Source organism: Paenibacillus sp. FSL H3-0329 (assembly GCF_037963285.1).
Classification (GTDB): domain Bacteria; phylum Bacillota; class Bacilli; order Paenibacillales; family Paenibacillaceae; genus Paenibacillus_AQ; species Paenibacillus_AQ odorifer.
Window position 1 is genome coordinate 5,232,589 of record NZ_CP150150.1, and the last position, 22,586, is coordinate 5,255,174.

The following is a 22,586-nucleotide window of genomic DNA, read 5'->3' on the forward strand; positions in this document are numbered from 1 at the left end:
CCAGCTTTCCACAACTGTACTATTATACTTCAATCGAAAATATTATAAAACCGCGAACCGTCGTAAAAAGTGATCACCGTCGAGAAAATTCCAATCAGCGCAAACAAAGCCAATGCAAAATAATCGTCTCTCGTGAACGGGCGACTGCTATACCAAGTTCGTTTTGTCTCAGTGCCAAAGCCGCGCAGCTCCATAGCGGTACTGATATTTTCAATTCGCTCGATACTAGTCAAAATTAGGGGCATCAGAATCGAAATGATATTTTTTAGCCGCTTAGGCAGCTTTTCTTTTCTAGAAATATCTATTCCCCTTGCTTGAGCAGAAAACGATATATTCTCATAATCTCGTTGAATATCCGGAATGTACCGCAAAGCCAGCGATACAGAATATGCAATTTTATAGTTCACTCCAACTCTGTTTAAGGATGCTGCAAATTCACTGGGATGGGTCGTTAGAAGAAACAATAGTGCCATTGGAATGACCACTGCATATTTGAGGGCAATATTGAATTGATAGAATAGCTGCTCCCAAGTTACCGTATACCGGCCTGCAATGTGCATAATATCATGACGTGTACCGTAAACACGTACGCCCTCCAAAGGAGAAAAGATAAAGATAGCTATATGATTAAGCAAAAAGAAAATCAAGATGAAATATAATACGAAAGCATAATCCTGAAATTGGACTTTGGAAATTCTAAAGGCAAGCAAACTAAATAACAGCATCACAATTAGACATCTTGTATCATATGTAATCATCCCCGTCACAGACCACACTACAAATAAAATCAACTTAGTAGCGCCGGTAAGACGGTGAATAGGTGAATCCTGCTTCGTAAAAGTTAACATTTTGGCCTTCATCCGCCTCGGCTCCTCCTATCATACGCAATGAACCTTCTAACGAACTCCTCAGGTTGTTTCAGTTCAGCTTTTACAGCTAGGGCAAAAAGCGAGGTTTCTTTCAAGTTCGCTTTTTTTACCACATCAGTATTCGTTAATATTCGCTCAGGGCTATCATCCGCAAGCTTCACGCCATCAGCTAACACTATAGCTCTATCGGCATATTCCAGCATCAAGTGCATATCATGCGTGATCATAATGACCGTCATCCCCTGCCCCCGCAGCGTCAAGAGAAATTCCATCATTTCGTTATAATGCCTGTAATCCTGAGCAGCAGTCGGCTCATCCAAAATGATCACTTCCGGCTCCAGTACCAGAATAGCGGCAATCGTAACCCGTTTCTTCTGGCCATAACTAAGCGCCGAGATAGGCCAGCTGCGAAAAACATAAAGTCCGCACACCTTCAAGACTTGATGGACACGTTCACGAACGAGCTCCTCAGAGCAACCTCGGAGTCTAAGTCCTAGAGCGACCTCGTCATATAAAAGTGTCTTAGAAATCATATGATTGGGATTTTGCATAACAAAACCAATCCGCTCTGCCCGCTCCTTAATCGTGTCCTGAGCAATATCGCGCCCATGCATCCGTATCGATCCGGAAGTAGGTTTATAGAAGCCACAAATAAGCTTGGAAACTGTAGATTTTCCAGCTCCATTTCGCCCCGCTATACAGACCATCTCTCCTTTATGAACACAGAGATTGAGCTTATCTAGCACCTGCTGATTTTTTTCGTATCCAAAAGAAATATCGCTAAGCTCGAGGATGGGTGGGCTATCCAGCTTATCCTGCCGTGCCTGATTGCACTCATACCAGATCTTAAGTTTATTAGAACACGCCTCCAACTGTATATCGTTCATATGCTGCGGATTCATATTTGCTGTAATCGAACATCCGGCATACTTTAAAGCCGTTAAATAGAGAGGTTCCCGAATGCCAACTTCTGAAAGTAGGGTTGTGCTCAACAGTTCTGCAGCCGGCATATCCGCCACAATACATCCTTCATGGATCACAATAATACGATCCACTGCCCGATGCAGCACCTCTTCAAGACGATGCTCGATCATAATAACGGTTTTACCTGTCTCTTTATGCACTCGATCAATAAGCTCAATCGCTTTTATACCGGTATAAGGATCTAAGCTTGCCAGCGGTTCATCAAAGAGCAGGATGTCCACATCACCTACCAGAACACCTGCCAAGGTCGTTTTTTGCTTTTGTCCACCCGATAACTCTTGAGGAGAAGAAGCCAGAAATTCGTGGATATCCACCGCTCTTGCGGCAGCCGCCACTTTACTCTTCATTTCTGTCTGCTGAACCACATGGTTCTCTAGACTGAAGGCGATATCCTCACCAACCGTTAATCCTACAAATTGTCCATCCGGGTCCTGCAATACAGTACCCACCTGATTGGACAGCTCTGCAATACTCAGATCCTTCTGCTCCTGGCCCATAATCCGTAATGAACCTGATATTTCCCCACTGTAAGCAAAAGGAATGAGACCATTAATACAATGAGCAAGTGTACTTTTCCCAGAACCTGAAGGCCCCACGATAAGCACCTTTTCCCCTTCAACAATCGTTAAGTTGATCCCCTGCAGTGTGGGTTCCTGCTGTGCCCGATATTGAAAGCTGAAATCCTTAAATTCAATCATTACTTTTTTCATCCGAGACCTTCCTCTGGGTTAATGTGAAGAGAAAAAAGCCGGTGATTTCCACCGGCTTTTTTAGCTTGGATTTGTATTCCACTCAAGCTTCTCTAGTTAAGCTGCCCTGTTTCGTTCTTGTCTTAGCATACGCAATGGCTAGTAAAGATCCGATCACTGCCACCGAAGCTATATTTAATGCACCTGCGGTCAGTCCTTGCGTAAATACTTTATTTACGGGTTCTGCATAGATCAGAATATCCAACACCGGGGCTACAAGGAACCATGCTACAGCATTCGCTGCAATCTGAGCCAGATTAAAGCGTATTATTTCCTTTCGTCCGAATTCCCCGTCATGAATAGCGATTCTAGCTACTAACAAGCCAATAACCAGCCCTACAATGCCAGATGATATGACCCAACTGAACCATGGCGATCCATAAGATATCGTATCCTTCAGGGTATGCCCGATCAGGCCTATAAATAATCCGGCAAACGGACCGTACAATAGGGAGAACAATGCCAGTAATGCGTATGTAGTCTCGATGTTAGTGTTTGGAATACCCGAAGGAATCGAGCCGAATCTCCCCAATATAACGAATAAAGCAGAACCAATACCAATCGCTACAATCGTCTTGATCGACAACACCTTTTGTTTTGCCATGTTCTCATCTCCCCCAACGCATCTATTATGTTTTATGTGATTATACATCGGAATAGTCGGAATTACTATAGAATCCAAATAAAAAAATCTGCAAAGCAACATAATGTTGGCTTTGCAGATTCATAGTTGATTATTCAGATCCTATTTTCTATTACTTCACTGTCACTGATACCGTAACTGTCTTGCCGCCTAGCTTTCCTTTAATGGATGTCGTTCCTTTACTCACAGCTACAATCTGACCGCTAGCAGATACTCTCGCTACAGAAGGCTTGGAGCTGGTCCATACCGCACTTCCAGTAACAACAGCAGTCTTACCAGTATCATACTGTGCAGTCACGACTACATTCTGAACGGCTCCCGGAGCCATTTTCAGTCTGCTTTCATTAACGGTTAGCTTTGTCAGTTTAGGAACTACAGTAATTTTGACACTAGCAGCAATCCCTTGGTAAGATCCTGTCAGCGTAGCAGTACCTTCTGTTACTGCTTTAACGGATGTAGCTTTAACCGTAGCAACCGCCTCATTCGAGGACTGCCAATTCATACTGCTGGAGACATTTCCTGTCTTACCATTAGAATAATAAGCCGTTACCTTTATCGCTTTAGAGCCTTTAATGTTCATTTCGATAGCAGTAGGTTCTACAACAAGCTTAGTAACCTTTTGTTCAATGGTAACTGGGATACTGATGGTTTTATTGGCGTAAGTTCCCTTTAAAGTAGCAGAACCCTTCACCAGTCCTTTGATTACCTTACCGGAAGTTGTTGTCTTGATAATTGCATTCGTACCGGTAAGCTCCCATTCCATAGTTCCAGTAGCATCAAGTTCACTGCCGTTTTCCATCACAGCTTTCACTTCAGGAACAGCCTTCTCTTCACCAGTAACAATCACCAGATTTTCTTCTGGTCCAAGCAAGACAAGGACTTTATCTTTCACTGTAACCTTTACTTCAACACTTTTTTCTCTTACAGCTGTTTTTGAAGTCGTTGGGTTTTCTGATTTTATTTTACCGATAACCTTCACAATACCTGCCGATTCAGCTACAATTTTACCGTCTTTAATGGTGGCAATCTCATCATCCGCAGAGGTCCACTCGATATCACTGCTAAGATCTAGCTTTGTTCCGTCAAGCTTTGTACCGTTTACTTTTGGAAGGCTTACGGTGTCATCTGTGTAAAGCTCCAGTTCCGTCTTGTCGGCTTCCAGTTCTGTAATCGTAGGATAAACTGTCAGCTTAAAGCTTTTATTAATTCCTCTGTACTCTGCTTTAATAACCGAAGTTCCCACTGCTTTAGCAGTCACTGCCGCGGTATCGCTACCAGGCGTAACGGTTGCCGCCAATTGGTTATCTGAAGTCCATACTGCGCTGCCTGAAATATTCGGAGTAGAATTCGCAGCATCGCGAACCTCAGCCTTAACGTTCAGGGTTTCACCCATAAACAGGAATTGATCTCCTGTAGGAGTAAGTAGTAGCGCTTCATAAGGAGCACGTACATATACGTCTACAGTTTGTGTAATCCCCAGATAGGATACTGTAATTACAGCTTTACCAGCAGACAACACTTTGATCTCGCCTTTGTCTACTGTAGCTACACTAGCACTAGAAGAGGACCATTCCGCTTTCGCTGAAATATCATTTGCGCTGGATTTTGTAGTTTCTTTAGTCTCTGCAACCAATTTCAAAGGTGCATCTCCAACTAGCATCTCTAGTTCTTTAACGATTTTGTCGTCATGTTTAAGCTCAATTTCAGAATAAGGCAATTTCACTACAGCCTTAAAGGTTGCTGTTAAGGTCTTGTATTTGGCAGTGATCGTTGCTGTACCTTCACCAGCCAAAGTGATCTTACCTTCTGCAATGGTCAATACGCTTGTGTTGGAGCTGCTCCAAGTAGTATCAGCCGTTACATCCTTAGCAGAAGTCGCTGTTTCTCCACCAATCGCATTGGCTTTGACCAGCAGTTTATCCTCATCATCACCCAATTTGTAGTTCCCTTCAGAACTATATTCGAGCTTCAGTTCTTTAACAGGATGTGCTACCTCAACTTCAATGGTAGCAAGTGCATGATTATAAGTCGCTGTAATAATAGCTTTTCCACTGTCTATCGGAGTCAGCAGGCCATTTACTACCTTTACAGCGTTTGTGTTAGAAGAATTCCATACAACTGCACCTGTCACATCTCTTTTAGATGAGGACCCTTCCACATTCGCATATACCTTAAGTTGCTTTGGCGTTTGTCCAACCGTAAGCTCTACTTTAGCTGAGCTTTCGAATTCAATCGAGTTGATATCGCCGGTCGCTGCAAAGACACTTACCGGAAAAACCGCAGTAGCTAACAATATCATGATGAGGAGCATTTTCGTCATTTTCCTGTACACAGTCATTTGTTCTCTCCCTTAGGCTATAATGTCGTTCGGTGGTTTATCCCCACACTCTTTTACTTATATCGACAATTGTACCCTAAGTGTTTACCCCCTGGCTCTATAAAGCGAAATTCGGGACTTTCAGACTAGATAATACGGTAAAGGTTGATCAAAATATTAGGAAGTAATATGCTAACTACTAAATTCTTTCTTGAAACAAGGGGGCTACGATGAGTGCAGAGAACGTCCAACTAGAAGCAATCCCGTCTCCTAAACAGGAAGATAGCTTCCTTAAAGGGGTAAAAGATTGTATTCCCACACTACTAGGCTACTTAAGCATCGGACTTGCAGCAGGCGTTGTTCAAAAGACAGCCGGACTCAGCATTGCTGAGATTGCCTTAATCAGCTTGATTCTTTACGCGGGCTCAGCTCAGTTTATAGCTGCTGGAATGATAGCCGTTAGCAGCTCGCCTGCGGCCATTATCATTACGATATTTATCGTGAATCTTCGCCATATTTTGCTTAGTGCAGCTCTTTCTCCTTATTTCCGCCATCTTTCCCCACTGAGAAATATGCTGGTTGGTTCTTTATTGACTGATGAGACCTTTGGAGTTGCCATCAATCAAGCTTTGAATAAGCAGCAAATCAGTGAAAAATGGATGCACGGTCTAAATCTCACAGCATATTTAAATTGGTTTCTTGCGAATGTAGCGGGAGCTTTTTTAGCCCAGTGGATCTCAGACCCTGATCAATTCGGTTTGCAGTTTGCCTTACCTGCGATGTTTATTGGCATTCTTGTAATTTCCATGATTGACCGTAATAAAATCAAACTAGATTTGGTTGTCGCAATCCTTGCCGTAATCATAGCAGTAGGAAGCTCTTTCCTATTCTCCAGTAGTGTTGGAGTGATTATCGCTACAGTTATTGCGTCAACGATAGGGATGGTGTTTGAAAAATGGAAGTGAGATGGGATGTATTTCTGATCATTCTAGGAGCAGCTTTTGTGACCTTTATTCCCAGGGTGGTTCCGCTTATGATCCTTAGCCGTTTTGAATTGCCAGAATGGGGAATGCGCTGGTTAAATTATGTACCTATCTCTGTTATGGCGGCATTAATAGGTCAGGAGATATTTTTGAATGATGGAAAATTTTCGTCTTTAGCTAATAACATTGAGCTTTTTGCAGCATTGCCTACTTTTTTGGTTGCGATAAAAACCCGGAGCTTGCTAGGCACTGTACTGGCGGGAATTGTTTCAATCATGATCCTACGGATGTTTTTTTGATCCACTTCTACGCGTATGAAGTCGCTATCGGACACAGTTGACCTTATTCGCAGCATTATCCCACTTTTGGAACACTAACGGACCCCATAGTTGCTATTGTCATGAAAAACACCTATTATGAACCACTTTCTGAGGAATAGCTGCGCTGGAGTCCGAAACAAAGCATAAAAAGCAAAAAAATTGCAAATAACGCCATCTGGGTCCGAAAGCATCAGGAGATTGTTATGAATTGGTGGTCTAGGCAGCAGCAACTAAAAAACAGAGCAGCCCTTCCCCATTAACGGGAAAATGACTGCTCTGTTTTCTTTTTACTAATATTTATTGCTTAACGAACAGCCTGCTGAAGCCCAGTCTGACTAACCCCGATCAACTCGCCGCGGCATTCGTTCACGCCAGCTTCCGTTATCTTCACCTGACAAAGTTCTCCTTGGAGTGAATCTTCACCATCGAAGAACACCTGCAAATAGTTGTCGCTAAACCCATGCTGGATATTGCGGCCCGGAGCCCCTTTTGCGGCTCTTTCCGGAATAACACTTAATGTCTGGCCTACAAATTTACGAGCATAAGCTATTTGCATTTCTTCTGAAAGATCAATCAGTTCCTGCACGCGTACATTTTTGATTTCTTCGTCGATCTGATTCTCCATCCGCGCTGCTGGAGTGCCCGTCCGCTTGGAGTAAGGGAATACATGCATCTCAGAGTAATTAATAGCCTTCATGAAATCGTAGCCGGCACGGAACATTTCATCGGTCTCCCCCGGGAATCCAACGATAACATCCGTAGTAATCCCGACATCTGGCATCGCCTGACGGATCAGCTGCATTTTGGCGTAATATTCTTCTGTCGTATATTTACGGCGCATTGCTTTCAGCACATCATTATGTCCGGCTTGCAGCGGGATATGCAGATGACGGCACATTTTAGAGGAACGGTTCAGCACCTCCAGCAGCTTCTCATCGATCTGGCTGGCTTCGATAGAACTGATACGTACCCGCTCCAGTCCATCCACCTTATCTAGATCCCACAGCAAATCGGCTAGACGGTAATTATCAAGATCATCACCGTAACCACCGGTATGAATACCCGTGAGAACAAATTCTTTATACCCTGCTTCTACTAATTGATGCGCCTGGGTTACGATGCTTTTGGGATCACGGCTGCGGGAAAGTCCACGTGACCATGGAATGATGCAGAATGTGCAGAAGTTGTTGCAGCCATCCTGAATCTTCATAAAAGCACGCGTCCGATCCGCAAAGCCAGGTACATCCATCTCTTCGAATTCACGTGTCTTCATAATATTACGAACAGCGTTGACTGGCTGACGTGAGGCTTCAATGTTCTTCACATGCGTCATGATCTGATCGCGGTCCTGGTTACCAATAACAAGATCGACACCAGGAATATCAAGAATCTCACCAGGAGAGGTCTGTGCATAGCAGCCAGTAACCGCCACGATAGCCTCCGGATTGCGGCGAACGGCACGACGAATCATTTGACGGCTTTTTTTGTCACCTGTATTAGTTACAGTACAAGTATTAATCAGATATACATCGGCAGGTCCCTCGAAATCGACCTGCTCGTAACCTTCATTTTTGAATAGCTGCCAGATGGCTTCGGTGTCATAAAAATTCACTTTACAACCTAAAGTATAAAATGCTACGGATGGCATCTCTTAAGCTCCTCCCATTTCTCCAGATTCATATAAAATACAAGCAGCGGCAACCATGCCCGCTGTCTCACAGCGCAGAATACGCCGTCCTAGTCCTACGGAAACCGCACCAGCTTCTTCTGCCTTTTGGCATTCCTCTGGTGTAAAGCCCCCTTCAGGACCTACTACAATCAGTACCTTCCCACCAGCCTGCGGTGAAAGCGAGGATAACCAAGGAGCAACACTGCTGCGAAGCTGCACGCCTTCTTCTTTTTCATAACAGAAATAAATTGCATCATACTCACTAAAAGTCTGTAGCAGCTGCTTCCAGGATAACGGTGAGCCTACAGCCGGAACGATGTTCCGGTGTGCCTGCTCGGCAGCTTCTTTACAAATTTTACGCCAGCGGTCCAGCCGCTTACTTTCCTTGCGTTCATCGTACTGTACAATCGTGCGCTCCGACAGAAAAGGAATAAAACCAACGGCTCCAATTTCTGTACACTTTTGAATGACAGTTTCCATCTTATCAGCCTTGGGTAAGCTCTGAGCCACTGTGATTTTTATCCGCGGTTCATGCGTCATCTCCAGGGTTTCCAGGATATTCACTGTCACTTCCCCAATTTCGATCTGAGCAATCTCCACTAACGCTTCACGGGAGACGCCATCGCTGACAATAAGCTTGTCCCCAGCCTTACCGCGCATCACTTTGGCAATATGCCTTGCATCTTCTCCGTCAATTCTAACGTTATCCGTACCAAACTGCTCCGGTGTAACAAAATATCGCTGCATCTCTTCATCATCCTGTTCATGAATTCAGTAAGAAGAAACGGTAAAGACGCCTTAATTAAGACGTCACCCGTTTCTTAGAGAAATATAACTATGGATCAGGCGAAATTTAACTATCCTATTTTTCAACAAATTACATAATACAATGTTTAAGCAGGGTTGACCAGACTTCAGTCCCTACCTTAGCTGCCAAACATTCTTAGGAATAGCTGCACAAATGTTCTCGACATTTCACTAGCCCAGTGGCCAAGAGGATCAATGGTATAGGTTCGTAACCCTGGAATAAACAGAATTAATAAAAAGATAAATACAGCCCATTGCTCAAATTGCTGTAATTTGCCCCGAATAGAGCGAGGGGCAATATCCTCCACAATCCGGTAGCCATCCAGCGGAGGCAATGGAATCAGATTGAATAAGAATAGAAAGAAGTTCCATTGAATAAAGGTGCCAAAGAACAAATACACTGCCTCTAATACGCGGTCATTGGAGATCGACTCTAATACACCAGTTGCCGCAAGCACCCCATATATTAAAGCACCAATAATCCCTAGTAACAGGTTACTGATTGGGCCCGCAGCAGACACAATGACTCCCATCAGACGGGGGCGGCTAAAGTTATCGCGGTTTACAGGAACCGGACGCGCCCACCCGAAACCAGCAACCAGCAGCAGTAAAATACCAAAAAAATCGAAGTGTACAGCAGGGTTAAGCGTCATGCGTCCTAATAATCTAGCGGTAGGGTCACCGAACTTATTGGCGAAATAAGCATGACTGAATTCATGTACTGTAAAAGCAATTAAAATCGTAATGAGCAGAAAAGGAAGCTGATCCAGATCTACACGTATTATACTTTGCAATATATCCATTTTTACCTCTTTCCGGCTGTAAATGCCACCCAATCTTCTTCACGGGATACTTCCATAATCTCAAAGCCGGACTCTTGTAGTGCGTTAGCCACAAGTCCTTCTTTATCCTTGTAAATACCAGAGGTAATATACAAGCCTCCTGGCTGAAGTGCACGATACACGTCATCCGTAAACAATACGATGATTTCTGCCAAAATATTCGCAACTACAATCTTCACTGGGAGTGTAACGCCAAGACTATCCTCTGTTACTTGCTCAGCAGGTGTTCCCTCAAGAGTGTGACCCGGTCTAGCGGATGGCCACATTTCTCCAGCAGCTGTGTCAGCTACGCCTTCACCGCCTAGCAAGGAGAGCAGGTCGCTTTCTTTTACCGTAATGAACTTCTCAAGTTTGTTCAGTGCTACATTCTCGCGCGCACTTTCAACAGCTACCGGGTCCAAATCTAACGCCAGCACGGATTTCGCACCAAGCAGCATCGCACCTACAGCCAATATTCCTGAACCCGTACCGACATCGATCACTTCTTCGCCGCCGCTAATATTCTTTTCAAGCGCACGCAGGCACAAAGCTGTTGTAGGGTGAGTCCCTGTACCAAATGCCATACCAGGGTCCAGCTCAATGATTGCTTCATCTGGGCGCTCAGGCGTATATTCCTCCCAAGTTGGTTTAATCGTGAGACGCTCCGATACCCTGAGCGGTTTAAAATATTGCTTCCAAGCATGCGCCCATTCGTCTTCATCTACGGTTTTCCAAGAAATCAGCGATTTGCCCGGATCAATACCGTACTCACGCAATTCTGCTACCCGTGGAGTCAGTTCTTCTATAACAGCATCCATATCCGTGGAATCGGCATAATAACCTTTGATTACCGCTTCCCCTTCTGGGATATCATTCAAGGGTTGGTCGTATAATTCACCGTAACGCGTATTCCGCTCTTTACTGAGTGTTCCGGATTCTTCAATAGAAACCCCACCCGCTCCTGCTTCATATAAAAAATTCGAAATCATTTCTTGTGCATCTTCTGTTGTATGTATCGTCACTTCATGCCATAACATCTTTATGTGATCCTCCTAAAGTTTTGTGAGCGTTAGCTTCATTGATTGACTTCGTGCAAAACTGGCTTCGTAAGCATAGACTTAGTTTTGTGAGCATTCGCTTCATAGTATAACATTTCTTCTTGGGGTAACGCCAAACTACAGATCAACGTTCTGCCATGCCCGTGCTGCTCCTGCAAAAGCAATCGAGCGAATGATCATCTACCATCCCCGATGCCTGCATAAAAGCATAACATATGGTAGAGCCGACAAACTTCATGCCTCGCTTTTTTAATGCTTTACTCATTGCGTCAGACTGAGCCGTCGAAGCAGGGACATCCGCACGTGTCTTCCAATGGTTAATCGAAGGTGCCCCCCCCACAAAACTCCAGAGATAATCTGCAAAGCTGCCTGTTTCCGCACTAATTTGCAAATATACGCTTGCATTACGAATGATAGAATCAATCTTTAAGCGATTTCTAATAATCCCGGGATCGTTCATCAGCTCAGCAATTTTCGGCTCATCATAATGCACAATCTTTTCCGGATCAAATCCATCAAATACCTCTCTGTAATGTGCCCGCTTTTTTAAGACGGTGTACCAGCTTAATCCTGCCTGCATGCCTTCGAGCATAAGTAATTCAAACAGCTTCCGGTCATCATACAGAGGTTTACCCCACTCTTCATCATGGTATGCGATATATAAAGGATCCTCATTAACCCAAGCACAGCGAGTGATTTCCATCCTTTTCTCTCCTTTACGCTAATCCTCGCTGAGTCCACTCAGCATCTACTCACTGTAAACGAAAAAAAGGGAAGAACACAAGGTTCCTCCCTAAAAAAAATTTTCTATGGCCGCAGCTGCACTCTTGTTTCTTTATCCGGATCGTCAGTCGTATAGAAGAATATATAAATAGAAGCTTCTGTACCTTTGAAACCCTTGTAAACATCAATGGCCTTATTGTTTCCATCCCCAGTGAAATTAACGGTCAGAGGTTTACCTAAAATACGCTCTTTCCCTAGTCCGATATGGGTCTGGTTAATTCCACCGAAGCGAGCATCTTCACTTTCAGTCTCTACATAAAGATCGGCACCCTGCATATAGTACGTCCATTTTACCGGATAACCGCTAAGCTGCTGGATAAGCGTCTGTTTCTTATCAGATATATTCGTCAACAGAAGTGGTGTTTTTTCGTCCTTGTTAATTTTATAGCTGCCGTGCTGAGTTACCTTGTATTTAGCAACAAAGGTAATTGGCGTCTCTTCTGTGATTTCAAGGTCAACTGGCCGCTCAAAACGAAGCACTGTTAATTCCGGCTCACCTTCTGGAGATCTCCAGAAATTGCCCTCCAGCGTCTTGCCTGCTACTTCAAGAGTAGACTTTTGATACGGGAAATTGGTGCCTTTCTCTTTACTTCTAATAGCGATTCGAATTTGAGTAGGCGTCACTACCATTTTCTCCAGCGTGTAATTAGGTTCGCCCTCTTCTAGCTGCAGATTCAATGAAGTATTTATGGTTCCGCTCTCCATCTGCTTTTTGCTTAATTGAAGATCAAAAGCTAGTGGCCCCTCAACCTTTTTCTCTTGTTTCATGTACTGCAGCTTGTAATTCACTTCTCCGCTGGAAATATCAGCCGCCTTAAAATATTGCTGGGACGTATATTCCCCGTTTTCTCCCGGTGTACCGAAAGTACCTCCAGCCAGCGAATTTATGAGCGTTCCGTTTTTGTATGCAACAATATTTGGAAAGGCCCATTCTTTTGTTTCTGGCTGATCAAAAATGATCGCTGAAGAGAATAATATTTTTTCTTGTCCTTGGGTAAAAGGTTTCACCTCTATGCTGCGCATGCCTTCCTGTCCAATAGGAAACTTTTGTGTCTCCTGCGATTGGATATCCAGCGGTAAATCTAACTCCTGTGTGCTAAAGGCTTGCAGATTATCTGCAACTAATTGCACATTCACAGTATCCTTTTTCGGTGTCCAATCACTCTCGAAATATCCGTTGTAATGTTGATTTTTCTCATCCCATAACACATAACTGAACTCACTGGGACCATTCGCCCCATCTGCGCCCTTCAAAGTCATTCCTTTAACATTCCAATTTTCATTTTCCAAGCGTTTTCCTACATCCAAAGTGAATAAGATAACCGTCCGATTCTCATCCACAATCGCTGTATGTAGCTTCAGAGTTACTCCATCCTGTGTCACCGACTGGTTCAGTTGTTGTCCGAGATTTTGGGCCAGCGCTGCTTGAACGCCTCCTCTCCCATGGAGCAAATTATCCCAATCATAATGCACTGCCGCATATACGGGTGCCGCTGCAATAAGTACTGAAAATGAAGCAACCACAGCTATTTTACTCCAGTTTCTCCCTCTGTTCCCGCTACCATTGGCCATCCGAAGTTGTAGGGGAGTCATTGTACTGTTTTCTTGCTCTAAACGTCCCCACATGCGTTCAAAATCTGGATAAGGCACGCCTTTATCTTCATTTAAACGATGCTCCAGCATATTTTCTAACTTTTTCAAAAGCTTCGCCCTCCTTTAGTTCAATTTGAACCCCAGCCTCCTGCAGGATTCTCCTCATTACCGTTAGTCCTTTATGCAGCCTAGATTTGGTCGTTCCAAGTGGAATGGACAGCAGATCCGAAATTTCAGCCAGACTGAAATCATGCATATACCTAAGTGTGAGCACCATCCTAAGTTTGATAGGGACCTGGCTCATATATTGCGCCCACTCGACCTCCGTCTCACGCTGCTCAATCTGCTGCTCCACAGCTGTTTCTGCCGTTTTATTAAAGAAATGAAGGTTGTCCGTAATCTTCTGTTGTAATGTCCGTTTTCGTTTCAAATGATTGAGGCAATGGTTGACCGTTATTTTCATAATCCAAGCCTTGATATGCTCCACGTGCTCACGATTGCTGCGAAATACTGTAATAAAGACATCCTGAGTCAAATCCTCTGCATCCGCCGCGTCATGCACCATATAGTAGCAAGTCCGGTATACATCTTTATTGTAGGTTTCAAATAACTCCCGGTTACTCTCCAAATCTTGCGCCCTCCTTTCTTGACTGAGATATCTATATGACAACCAATCCTTGGAAAAGGTTCGTTTTTCTGAGCATAAACTATCGCTACTCTTAAAGACATAGGGAAAATCAAACGGGCTTAATAATCTGAATGAAGCAAATGGAGGAAGGACAATGACTCTTTTAACTACTGGTCCGATAGAAAACAATGTTAACTCAGAAAACAACACAAGACTTACACAACAGGTCACGGTCAAATTCGCTAATGGTAGCGGTCAGATTGCTTCTACAGTTCTGATTGAAGGCTACTACATGAATGAAGAAAGAATTCAATATGTAGGCGATCTGCTAGATGTGATGCCAAATCAACCAATCCAACTCTCATTTGGGGTAAAGACAGTGCAGGAAGATTAATAGCCCCGCATCGATTAGTTACAGCAGAATTACTTGGGTATGATGGGGCAACTGGCGCGACAGGCGCTACTGGGGTGATGGGGCTAAAAGTGGGACTGGCTCTGATGGGGCGATTGGGGACACGGGAGTTACTGGAGTGACGGGAGCTACGGGCGCGACTGGAGTCATTGGCACGACTGGTGCTTCTGGTAACACCGGAGTTAACGGAGTCATCATAAAACATAGATATATGATTCCTACCTTGATTGTTAACAAAATCGGATAGTACCAACAATTAAAAGGGTCTATCTCTCGCAAGTAGGAGACCGACCCTTTTTTGCTGATATTCAATCTATCAACATACATACTGCTGCTAGAGAATATCCATAACCTCACGCGCTTGTGTGTCGAGATTTTGTGCAGATGAAGCAATCTTCGAAAAATCCTCCAACGCTACCAGAACCTGCTGCTGACTATCTTCTATATTTTCTTGCACTTGATTTGTTCCTATAGAGATCTTTCCAATTTCCAGCGTGATCGCATCCACACTATCCCGTACCTTTATGATCGAATCTTGTACCATGGAAGATAACTTTCTTACTTCTTTTGCCACCACGTCAAAACCTCGGCCATACTCCCCGGCATGCGCTGCCTCAATAGCAGCATTTAGGGCTAATAATTGCGTTTGCGAAGCAATATCGCGAATCGTTTGCACGATGCTATGAATCGATACAGCTTGCTTTTCAAGATTAGCTAGAGTATGTGTATTTTCTGTCGATACTTCGGCGATTTTGTTGATGCTTCGTAATAATTCTTGACTGCGCTCAATACCTAAATCTGCTCTTTGATTCAAGCTATCTGCCATCTCGTTCATCCGTTGCACAAGATTACTCATGTTGCTTTGTCTTTGGGTGATATTAGTTGCTATTTTAGATACTCCGATGACTTGTTCATTGCTTTCATCAAACACTGGCATGTAGGTGGCTTCAAGCCAAACCGCATTTCCTTTCGAATCCATTCGTTCGATCTTATCCTGAAAACTCTTCCCTGTAAAAAGATCCTGCCAAAACCGTTCGTAACCTGGGCTATCTGCGAAATGTGGAAAACAGAACTCTTTATGATGCATTCCGTACATTTCATCTTTTTTTATATCCCATGGAATTTGCAAAAACCTCATTCACATAAGCAACTCGGCGATCAAGGTCAAACCGGATAATGGCTAAATTTCTTTCTAAAGATCTAACAACAAGCTCATCAGTAACTCCTTGAGAGTGTACCAGCCCCATTCTAATTCCCCCTGAAAAATTCAATACTTGATTGGTCGTAGTTAGTATATTCGAACAATTATACATCCTTAATTTGTAGTGTGATATTAGCTATTTTACTTAAAATATTTATAACATCTGCAGACGTTAATATAATTGAAAATAATGATAATTAGGGAAAACTTCCCTAATGATGTGCAAGATTCGAAGGTTGATCTATCTTTTAGGGAAATACTCCCCAAAAACTCATGAAATCAGGCTTTTTCTATCTTTTCGAGCGTTTTTCAGGGAGGTTTTCCCTAAAAACTCATTTTTTCGAGCATTTAGAGAAAAATAGAGGGAAGTTTTCCCTAATTAATCATTTTCCAACCTCAATCATGCCGAAAATTATATCCAATTCCAACAGAAATGCATCTACAGCTACGTTGACTATGAGACGCCCAAATTCTTCTTAGCGGTAGCCTTACTTATAAGCTAAAAGCTTGCCCTAATTTAGTTCATTTTTCTGATCTCATAACAAAAAAACCCAGCTGCAAATATCAGCTAGGGTTCAACTCTCAATTTCATTTTCAAATTCTATCATTCTCAATCCCATTACTAATTTCAATTTTCAGATTCCAACCACAAAGCAACTTTATTTTACCACTACTTCAGTCGTTCCCTCATTACGAGCACGCAGCAAAATATGGCAGTTCATCCGATTCAAATGCACTCCAGCCAGGCTGCGGCGCAGCAAGCTACGTCTACCTTCGCTTCATGCAGCAGTTGTCTGCGACCTGTGCGAATATATTCCTTCTCCCATTGTACGTACAGTCAAAAGTATCTTATTAATTGGATTTATAATCTTTTATTTTAATCCCCAGAACCATATCCTTCTGATATGCGTCAGCTTGCTTCAAACCAATAATCCTTGGGTCTGAAGGGTAGTGACGTTCAAGATATAACAAAAATGCGTGATGAAACCTAATTTCGGCATCCAATTTATTCAGTTCGTTCGGATGATTCTCTAGTTCGGTTAATTCTGCTTCCCATCGATACAAATCGCTCGCCTCAGAGCGCTCCATACGAACCTTCTCTGTCAGCTCCCGCAACTCACGATAGGCCCGTTTTACTTTTGGAGAGTACAACTGCTTCTGGTTCAAATAGGTTAATAGTGCGATCAATAAGGCTAATCCTGTCCACAAAATAACGTTATCCATCTTCTCCCCCCACACTTAAGCTCTTCGCCCTAATTATACATGCCCAAACACAAAAATACCCCACAAAGTGAGGTATCCGCCTTAGCTTTTTTAGCTGCTATTCTTTCTTCATAATCTCATTCAGCTGACGTTTGTCCGCTTCTTGTGCGCGATCCTGAGCTTCAATATCATCAAGATCGGCTTCCGCCGCCGAGAATTCTACATCCTCTGCTTTAGCTTCGTATAACATTTTCAATTTCTCCGTCTTGGAGAAGATTTGTGAGTTTTCTCTATCCATTGTTCGTCTCCTTTCTTCTTATTAATGAAGTGCCGATCAGACCATCCCGCCTGCTTCTTCAATTAAGCGCAGAGCCTGATCGTAGGACTCCGTATGCACAATAACCGTAAGCAAAATATCTCTCCCCGTTGGACCTCCGTTACCACCATGACTCATTCCGCTAGAGCTGGTGTCCGCAGCTGCAAGTATGCCTGTGTGTGCGTGCTCAGCAGTCATGGAGTCCATTCTGGCCACATTGCCTGTCACCGGATTTACCCCTGAGCTAAAGCTGGTACCTCCATATCTACTGAAGCGATCAATGGAAACTTCAATGGCCCGAAGTGCACGAAGCTTGCGCGCGACGCCTTCGGCTTCCTCTGGACTTTTAAAATATGCCAAAATATATCTTTCCGACATCTTATCCCCGCTCTCGCTTGAAATTCAGATATCTGTTGCATTCATTTATATTGTCTTAATTTCACTTGTTTTATGCTCTGATTTTCTTATATTCCACTTATCTACTGGGAATTCGACAATTTCCTCAACGCTTCGCTGCAATATGGTACTAAAGTTGTATATTCGATTTGAAGTTATAGCTGTAGAATAAATTTAATTTTCATAATTTTTTACATTTTATATGGAGGAGGAGAACCACAGACACACAATGCAATACAAAAAAATTCATTTGGGAGGATGAACTTATTTGAAACGTACTTTTAAACACTCTATTCAAAGATTTGGTATTGGAGCGGCAAGCTTCGGACTGGCTGTGTCTGTTCTTTTTCCATCAGCTGCATTTGCGAACTCATCCCTTGAATCTTCAACCCTGGTTACGGATGTACAGTCTCAAAGTGTGACCCCTCATAACTATGCTGGAGTACTCAAAGGTTCAGCACCAGTTTCAGTGATTGTGGAATTGACTAATAAACCAGTCAGTGTGTATGTAAATGAGGCAAAAACTTATTCTTTACGATCCTCAGTCTCCTCACAACGCAGTAAAATTATCTCAGAGCATAAAAGCTTTATTTCCTCAACACAGAAAATCGATGCCGATATCGGTTTTGAATACAGTGAGATTTTTAACGGGTATTCCATTACGCTGCCAGCCAATCAAGTAAACAAGCTGTTAGAGCTTCCAGGCGTTGCGGCTATTTATCCGAATGAAGAAGTACATGCACTAGAAGACAGTGTTGAAGTGGCGACATTACCTGCTACACGTTCCTATTCAGACAGCGGCAAGCTAATAGGCGCGGACAAACTACATGATTTAGGTTACACAGGCAAAGATGTACAGGTAGCGGTTGTCGATACTGGTATTGATAAGAATCACCCTTTGTTAAAAGATAATTATAAGGGCGGCTATGATGTATATGATCAGGATGACGATCCGGCTGAAACAGCCCCTGATGCTAACTTCCCTCCAAGAGCAGGTACTCCTTACGAAACCTCGCATGGTACACACGTTGCCGGGACAATTTTAGATGTGGCACCTGAGGTAGAATTGTATGCGTATCGCGTACTTGGTCCCTATGGATCTGGTTCCACAGCAGATGTAATTGCGGGTATTGAGAAAGCGGTCGATGACGGAGCAGATGTTATTAACCTTTCTCTAGGCTCTAGTGTCAACCAAAGCTATTCCGCGAGTTCAATCGCGATAGACAATACCGTAAAATCGGGCGTGAATGTTATTGTTGCCGCCGGTAACGCTGGACCGGATGCAGGAACACTGGGCGAACCCGCTGGTGCCCAACTCGCGCTTAGTGTTGGAGCTTCTACTACTCCGATAAATACCCCTTTCTTTGATATTGGCGATGTTAAAAAGATTCCCGGGACATTAGCCAGTTACTCCCCAGATTTAATCGATAATATTGCTGGCAGTAAGATCGTTTTCGCTGGTCTTGGGAGTCCTTCCGATTACAAAAATCTGGATGTCAAAGATAAGGTAGTGCTTGTTGATCGGGGCTCGCTGAGCTTCTCAGACAAATCTCTTAATGCCAAAGTTGCTGGTGCGAAGCTTTTGCTGATTGCCAATAATGAGCCTGGTGAAATCAGCCCCACCCTTGGTGCGCCTGGGGATTACATTCCTACCTACGGAATCAGTCAAGCCGATGGCAAAAAAATAAAAACTCAGATGGCTGCGGCTAAAGATATAATCAGTTACTATATAGCGCTTGAAGTAAATCAGTTAGCAAACTTCAGTTCTATGGGTCCGGGGATGCCAGATTATCTAATAAAACCTGATGTTGTAGCGCCCGGAGTCAATATCAACTCGACAGTCCCTAGCTGGGATGGGAACTATGACCATGCTTTCGGCTTAAAAAATGGCACTAGCATGGCAACCCCACATGTTGTAGGAGCTGTGGCTTTGTTACTGAGTAAAAACTCTGATCTGAAGCCAAATGAAATTAAAGCCCTGCTGATGAACAATGCTGATCCTATTTTTAAACGTGATGGGAATTCTTACTCCTTGTACCAACAAGGTGCAGGTTTAATTAATCTGGAGAAGTCGATAAACGCTAAATCCATTGCTAAAGTCGGAGAAATCCTTAATAGTGGACTTCCCGGTACTGTTGAAATCCCTTATTACACAGGTTCCTTGTCCTTCGGCTTACAGCCAAAGGGTGTTACCGTAACGAAAGCTGTCTATGTAGAGGACTTTAAAGGGAATGGAGAAACATACACCCTGTCCACCAAATGGCTGACAGAAGTGCCTAGTGATATTAGTATTGATTTTGCACCACACAGCGTTACCTCAGGTGTAGATCAATATGCACAATTTGCACTCAATGTATCTAAAACAGCAAAAGAGGGCGCATATGAAGGCATCCTGTTACTTACCTCTGATACGGAAACCCTTCGTCTGCCATTTAACGTTGTCGTAGGTGACCAATATAATGTAGCACCTATTAATCAGCTCTCTTTTGAAAGTCCACAAATTTCACCTAATGGGGATGGTCGCTCAGACGACACCACCTTTACCTTTTCTGTCAATGAAGAGCTGGAAAGCATAAGTTTCGTTACCTCTTCAAAAGATGCTCCTGCAACAGTTTTAGGTGAAGTTTATGCAATCGACGAGAAGATCTATCGTGGCGTATACGAAGTTCCAAATTGGGATGGAACATTAACAGACCTGGAGACCTCCGCCAAGTCTACTTTAGCAGATGGTCACTACTACATCATTCCCGTGCTTCCCAATGGGCAACTGCTCGAGAAACAAAAGGCCGAGTTCACAATTGATACCGAGAAGCCGCTAGTTTCCGGCATCACCATTGAGGAGTATGAACGCGAAGCGCCAACCGATCCTGGCGTGGCACAAATTAGTGGTTTTATTGATGATGACCTAATGGCCTATTATATTTCTAATACAAACCCTATTGGAAACTGGTTTACCGTATATGCCGAAGGCAAACATTATGATGGGAATGCTTATAAATTTGGCGGTGTGATTGCAAATAACGGTGCCTTTACCATTGATGTTCCTGTTAACGAGGGGCTAAATGAGTACAAAGTCCATGTGGTCGATAAAGTGGGGAATGGTGCAGACGACGATGATTACGTTCAGCGGCTGCTTTATAGCACAGGGGATGGTACTTTCACAGTAACTCCGGCTCTTTCTGCATCCACCATTGAAGTAGGACAATCTGTGACCGTTGATTTAGATTATTCCGTGACAGACGAGGTTTATGGCGTCTATGGGGCTTCATTCGGTGTCATATACGATAATTCCCTTGAAACACCGGTAATCCAGCCAAGCGTACAGCTGGTTACGTATCAAGAGGAGCATTTCTCTAGTGTTCCACTTACAGAATATTCACAAACGTATGACCTTGGAGACGGCCACAAACTGACACAATATAGTGTCAATCTGTCAGGAGGTGCTTATCACGGCTCTGGCTCACTAGCCCAAATAACCTTCGAACCAGCAACAGCAGGAGATTATTCCTTTGAGCTATATGATGTCCAGATTTGGAATGATGCCACAACATCAACTATCCCATCTGGTTTGAGAACAGTAAGTGTAACTGTAAGCACACCTGAAAAACCTACACCAACGCCAACACCGACACCGACACCAACACCATCAGCAACGCCAGATCCAACAGAAACGCCAACACCGACACCATCACCTACGTCTTCTCCATCTTCTGAGACCTATGTATCTACAGCAACCAGCACTCCCACTCCTGGACCTTCTTTGAAATCCGGGAAGCTAGTAGAGACAGCTGATCCAGCTGGTGGTAAACCTTCAACGGTGTTTAACATCTTAGATGCTGCATTAACAAATTCGATCCAGAATGCAAAAGATAAGACTTCTGTACTTGATCTTAGCGATGTGAATTTCAATAAGTATAGCCAAGTCGTTATTACTCTTACCCCGGCGCAAGCCGAACAGTTGAAGAAATCGGAGAATGCACTCAGCCTTAACGGTAGTGGGTTCAATGTTCTTATTCCAGCGGCAACCCTTCCGGATTTCATTAGCAGCAGTGGTTTGTTGCTTACGATAAGTCTGGCTGATGCTAGCGATACAGCAGTCTTATCAGGAAGCTCAGCTGCGATCAATATTGGTTCTTCCATTCTGACCATTAAAAATGGTTGGACAACCGGAAAGCCGATTACCCTTCAGCTTAATCTAAAAGACAGCAGTCTACGTGATGCTCGAAAAACTGCCGCCTATGCAGAAACAAAGGATCATAAGTGGTCCTATCTGCAACCCGGATCTTTCTCTAAAGAAGGTATTCTACAGTTTACAGTTACTGGCGACGGCTCTTATAGCGTTGCATTCCGTAATGTAAGCTTCAAGGATATCGGCACTCACTGGGCTAAAGGCGATATCGAAGTTCTTGCTGCTCATGGTATCATTGCCGGCAAAGGAACCGATGGCAGCTTCAAGCCTACTGACACCTTAAATCAAGCGGAGCTACTAACGCTCTTCGACCGTCTACTTGGAAAAGGTGACACTTGGAATACTCGTATCAAACAAAGTGGTTCACGTGATGTGCTGACTCGCGAAGAAGCAGCTCTTATCATTGCTGAAGCTCTAGGTGCTGATCTTACAGTAGCTAAGACTCCTTTGAGCTTTAAGGATGCCGACAACATCGCTGCAGAAGCACGTAACGCCGTAGCCTATGCGGTAAGCAAAGGTTATCTCAAGGGCGTTGGCGCGGACAACTTCAATCCACAAGGTACTCTGACTCGGGCACAGGCAGCAACGATTCTGAGCCGCGTGTTCGAGGACCTACGTTCTTAAACAGTATCTAGTTGAACTCTC

21 protein-coding genes are annotated in these 22,586 nt (G+C 43.7%); 5 read left to right on the plus strand and 16 right to left on the minus strand.

Going from position 1 to position 22,586, the window contains the following annotated elements:
- Positions 1-29: 29 nt before the first annotated feature.
- The 4 genes from NSQ66_RS23175 to NSQ66_RS23190 all read right to left on the minus strand — a co-directional run bounded on the left by NSQ66_RS23175 (position 30) and on the right by NSQ66_RS23190 (position 5,565).
- Positions 30-860, minus strand: coding sequence for an energy-coupling factor transporter transmembrane component T (locus NSQ66_RS23175; protein WP_038572909.1), 831 nt, complete (start codon positions 858-860; stop codon positions 30-32).
- Entirely contained in the window at positions 857-2,563 is a 1,707-nt protein-coding gene (locus NSQ66_RS23180) for an ABC transporter ATP-binding protein (RefSeq protein ID WP_038572911.1), read from the minus strand. Before NSQ66_RS23180 ends, NSQ66_RS23175 begins: the two co-directional genes overlap by 4 nt.
- Positions 2,564-2,645: 82 nt before the next feature.
- Positions 2,646-3,206, minus strand: a complete 561-nt coding sequence (locus NSQ66_RS23185) for an ECF-type riboflavin transporter substrate-binding protein (RefSeq protein ID WP_036683889.1) — start codon at positions 3,204-3,206, stop codon at positions 2,646-2,648.
- Between the two features lie 151 nt (positions 3,207-3,357).
- Positions 3,358-5,565, minus strand: a complete 2,208-nt coding sequence (locus NSQ66_RS23190; protein WP_249267745.1) for a hypothetical protein — start codon at positions 5,563-5,565, stop codon at positions 3,358-3,360.
- 227 nt (positions 5,566-5,792) lie between these two features.
- On the opposite strand from NSQ66_RS23190, the gene NSQ66_RS23195 reads away from it, so the two are divergent.
- Both NSQ66_RS23195 and NSQ66_RS23200 read left to right on the plus strand, forming a co-directional pair.
- A complete protein-coding gene (locus tag NSQ66_RS23195; RefSeq protein ID WP_036683898.1) occupies positions 5,793-6,527 on the plus strand; it encodes an AzlC family ABC transporter permease in 735 nt (244 codons plus the stop codon).
- The gene (locus NSQ66_RS23200) at positions 6,518-6,844 is read left to right on the plus strand and encodes an AzlD domain-containing protein (protein ID WP_036683900.1); all 327 of its coding nucleotides are present in this window, start codon (positions 6,518-6,520) and stop codon (positions 6,842-6,844) included. The genes NSQ66_RS23195 and NSQ66_RS23200 overlap by 10 nt, the downstream gene beginning before the upstream one ends.
- A 325-nt stretch (positions 6,845-7,169) precedes the next feature.
- On the opposite strand, the gene mtaB is transcribed toward NSQ66_RS23200, so the two are convergent.
- From mtaB to NSQ66_RS23235, 7 genes are all read right to left on the minus strand, one after another.
- Entirely contained in the window at positions 7,170-8,513 is a 1,344-nt protein-coding gene (mtaB, locus tag NSQ66_RS23205; RefSeq protein WP_038572916.1) for a tRNA (N(6)-L-threonylcarbamoyladenosine(37)-C(2))-methylthiotransferase MtaB, read from the minus strand.
- 3 nt (positions 8,514-8,516) lie between these two features.
- A complete protein-coding gene (locus NSQ66_RS23210) occupies positions 8,517-9,281 on the minus strand; it encodes an RsmE family RNA methyltransferase (RefSeq protein ID WP_076141824.1) in 765 nt (254 codons plus the stop codon).
- A 179-nt stretch (positions 9,282-9,460) separates the two neighbouring features.
- On the minus strand, positions 9,461-10,144 hold the full coding sequence (locus tag NSQ66_RS23215) for a site-2 protease family protein (RefSeq protein WP_036683904.1): 684 nt from the start codon (positions 10,142-10,144) through the stop codon (positions 9,461-9,463).
- A gap of 2 nt (positions 10,145-10,146) precedes the next feature.
- Positions 10,147-11,199 carry a 50S ribosomal protein L11 methyltransferase gene (gene prmA, locus NSQ66_RS23220; RefSeq protein WP_076141823.1) on the minus strand — a complete coding sequence of 351 codons (1,053 nt, stop codon included), beginning with the start codon at positions 11,197-11,199 and terminating at the stop codon, positions 10,147-10,149.
- A gap of 145 nt (positions 11,200-11,344) precedes the next feature.
- Positions 11,345-11,923, minus strand: coding sequence for a DNA-3-methyladenine glycosylase I (locus tag NSQ66_RS23225; RefSeq protein WP_076103749.1), 579 nt, complete (start codon positions 11,921-11,923; stop codon positions 11,345-11,347).
- A gap of 104 nt (positions 11,924-12,027) precedes the next feature.
- On the minus strand, positions 12,028-13,704 hold the full coding sequence (locus NSQ66_RS23230) for a DUF4179 domain-containing protein (protein ID WP_141118555.1): 1,677 nt from the start codon (positions 13,702-13,704) through the stop codon (positions 12,028-12,030).
- The gene (locus tag NSQ66_RS23235) at positions 13,664-14,224 is read right to left on the minus strand and encodes an RNA polymerase sigma factor (RefSeq protein WP_036683913.1); all 561 of its coding nucleotides are present in this window, start codon (positions 14,222-14,224) and stop codon (positions 13,664-13,666) included. Before NSQ66_RS23235 ends, NSQ66_RS23230 begins: the two co-directional genes overlap by 41 nt.
- Before the next feature lie 154 nt (positions 14,225-14,378).
- Here NSQ66_RS23235 and NSQ66_RS23240 point away from each other — a divergent pair, with 154 nt between their 5' ends.
- Both NSQ66_RS23240 and NSQ66_RS23245 read left to right on the plus strand, forming a co-directional pair.
- Positions 14,379-14,618: a hypothetical protein gene (locus tag NSQ66_RS23240; protein WP_076141822.1), complete on the plus strand. Its 240-nt coding sequence runs from the start codon at positions 14,379-14,381 to the stop codon at positions 14,616-14,618.
- Positions 14,619-14,754: 136 nt separating this feature from the next.
- A complete protein-coding gene (locus NSQ66_RS23245) occupies positions 14,755-14,883 on the plus strand; it encodes a hypothetical protein (protein WP_256719483.1) in 129 nt (42 codons plus the stop codon).
- Between the two features lie 87 nt (positions 14,884-14,970).
- Here the strand turns inward: NSQ66_RS23245 and NSQ66_RS23250 are convergent, their stop codons facing one another.
- From NSQ66_RS23250 to NSQ66_RS23270, 5 genes are all read right to left on the minus strand, one after another.
- A complete protein-coding gene (locus NSQ66_RS23250) occupies positions 14,971-15,723 on the minus strand; it encodes a methyl-accepting chemotaxis protein (protein WP_306083351.1) in 753 nt (250 codons plus the stop codon).
- A 10-nt stretch (positions 15,724-15,733) separates the two neighbouring features.
- On the minus strand, positions 15,734-15,883 hold the full coding sequence (locus tag NSQ66_RS23255) for a hypothetical protein (protein ID WP_170914261.1): 150 nt from the start codon (positions 15,881-15,883) through the stop codon (positions 15,734-15,736).
- An 806-nt stretch (positions 15,884-16,689) separates the two neighbouring features.
- Positions 16,690-17,061, minus strand: a complete 372-nt coding sequence (locus NSQ66_RS23260) for a hypothetical protein (RefSeq protein WP_036683921.1) — start codon at positions 17,059-17,061, stop codon at positions 16,690-16,692.
- A 97-nt stretch (positions 17,062-17,158) separates the two neighbouring features.
- The gene (locus NSQ66_RS23265) at positions 17,159-17,338 is read right to left on the minus strand and encodes a YfhD family protein (protein ID WP_036683923.1); all 180 of its coding nucleotides are present in this window, start codon (positions 17,336-17,338) and stop codon (positions 17,159-17,161) included.
- A gap of 36 nt (positions 17,339-17,374) precedes the next feature.
- Positions 17,375-17,734, minus strand: a complete 360-nt coding sequence (locus NSQ66_RS23270) for a hypothetical protein (RefSeq protein WP_036683926.1) — start codon at positions 17,732-17,734, stop codon at positions 17,375-17,377.
- A 286-nt stretch (positions 17,735-18,020) separates the two neighbouring features.
- Between NSQ66_RS23270 and NSQ66_RS23275 the strand changes: the two genes are divergently transcribed.
- The gene (locus NSQ66_RS23275) at positions 18,021-22,565 is read left to right on the plus strand and encodes a S8 family serine peptidase (RefSeq protein WP_081386859.1); all 4,545 of its coding nucleotides are present in this window, start codon (positions 18,021-18,023) and stop codon (positions 22,563-22,565) included.
- Positions 22,566-22,586: the final 21 nt, after the last annotated feature.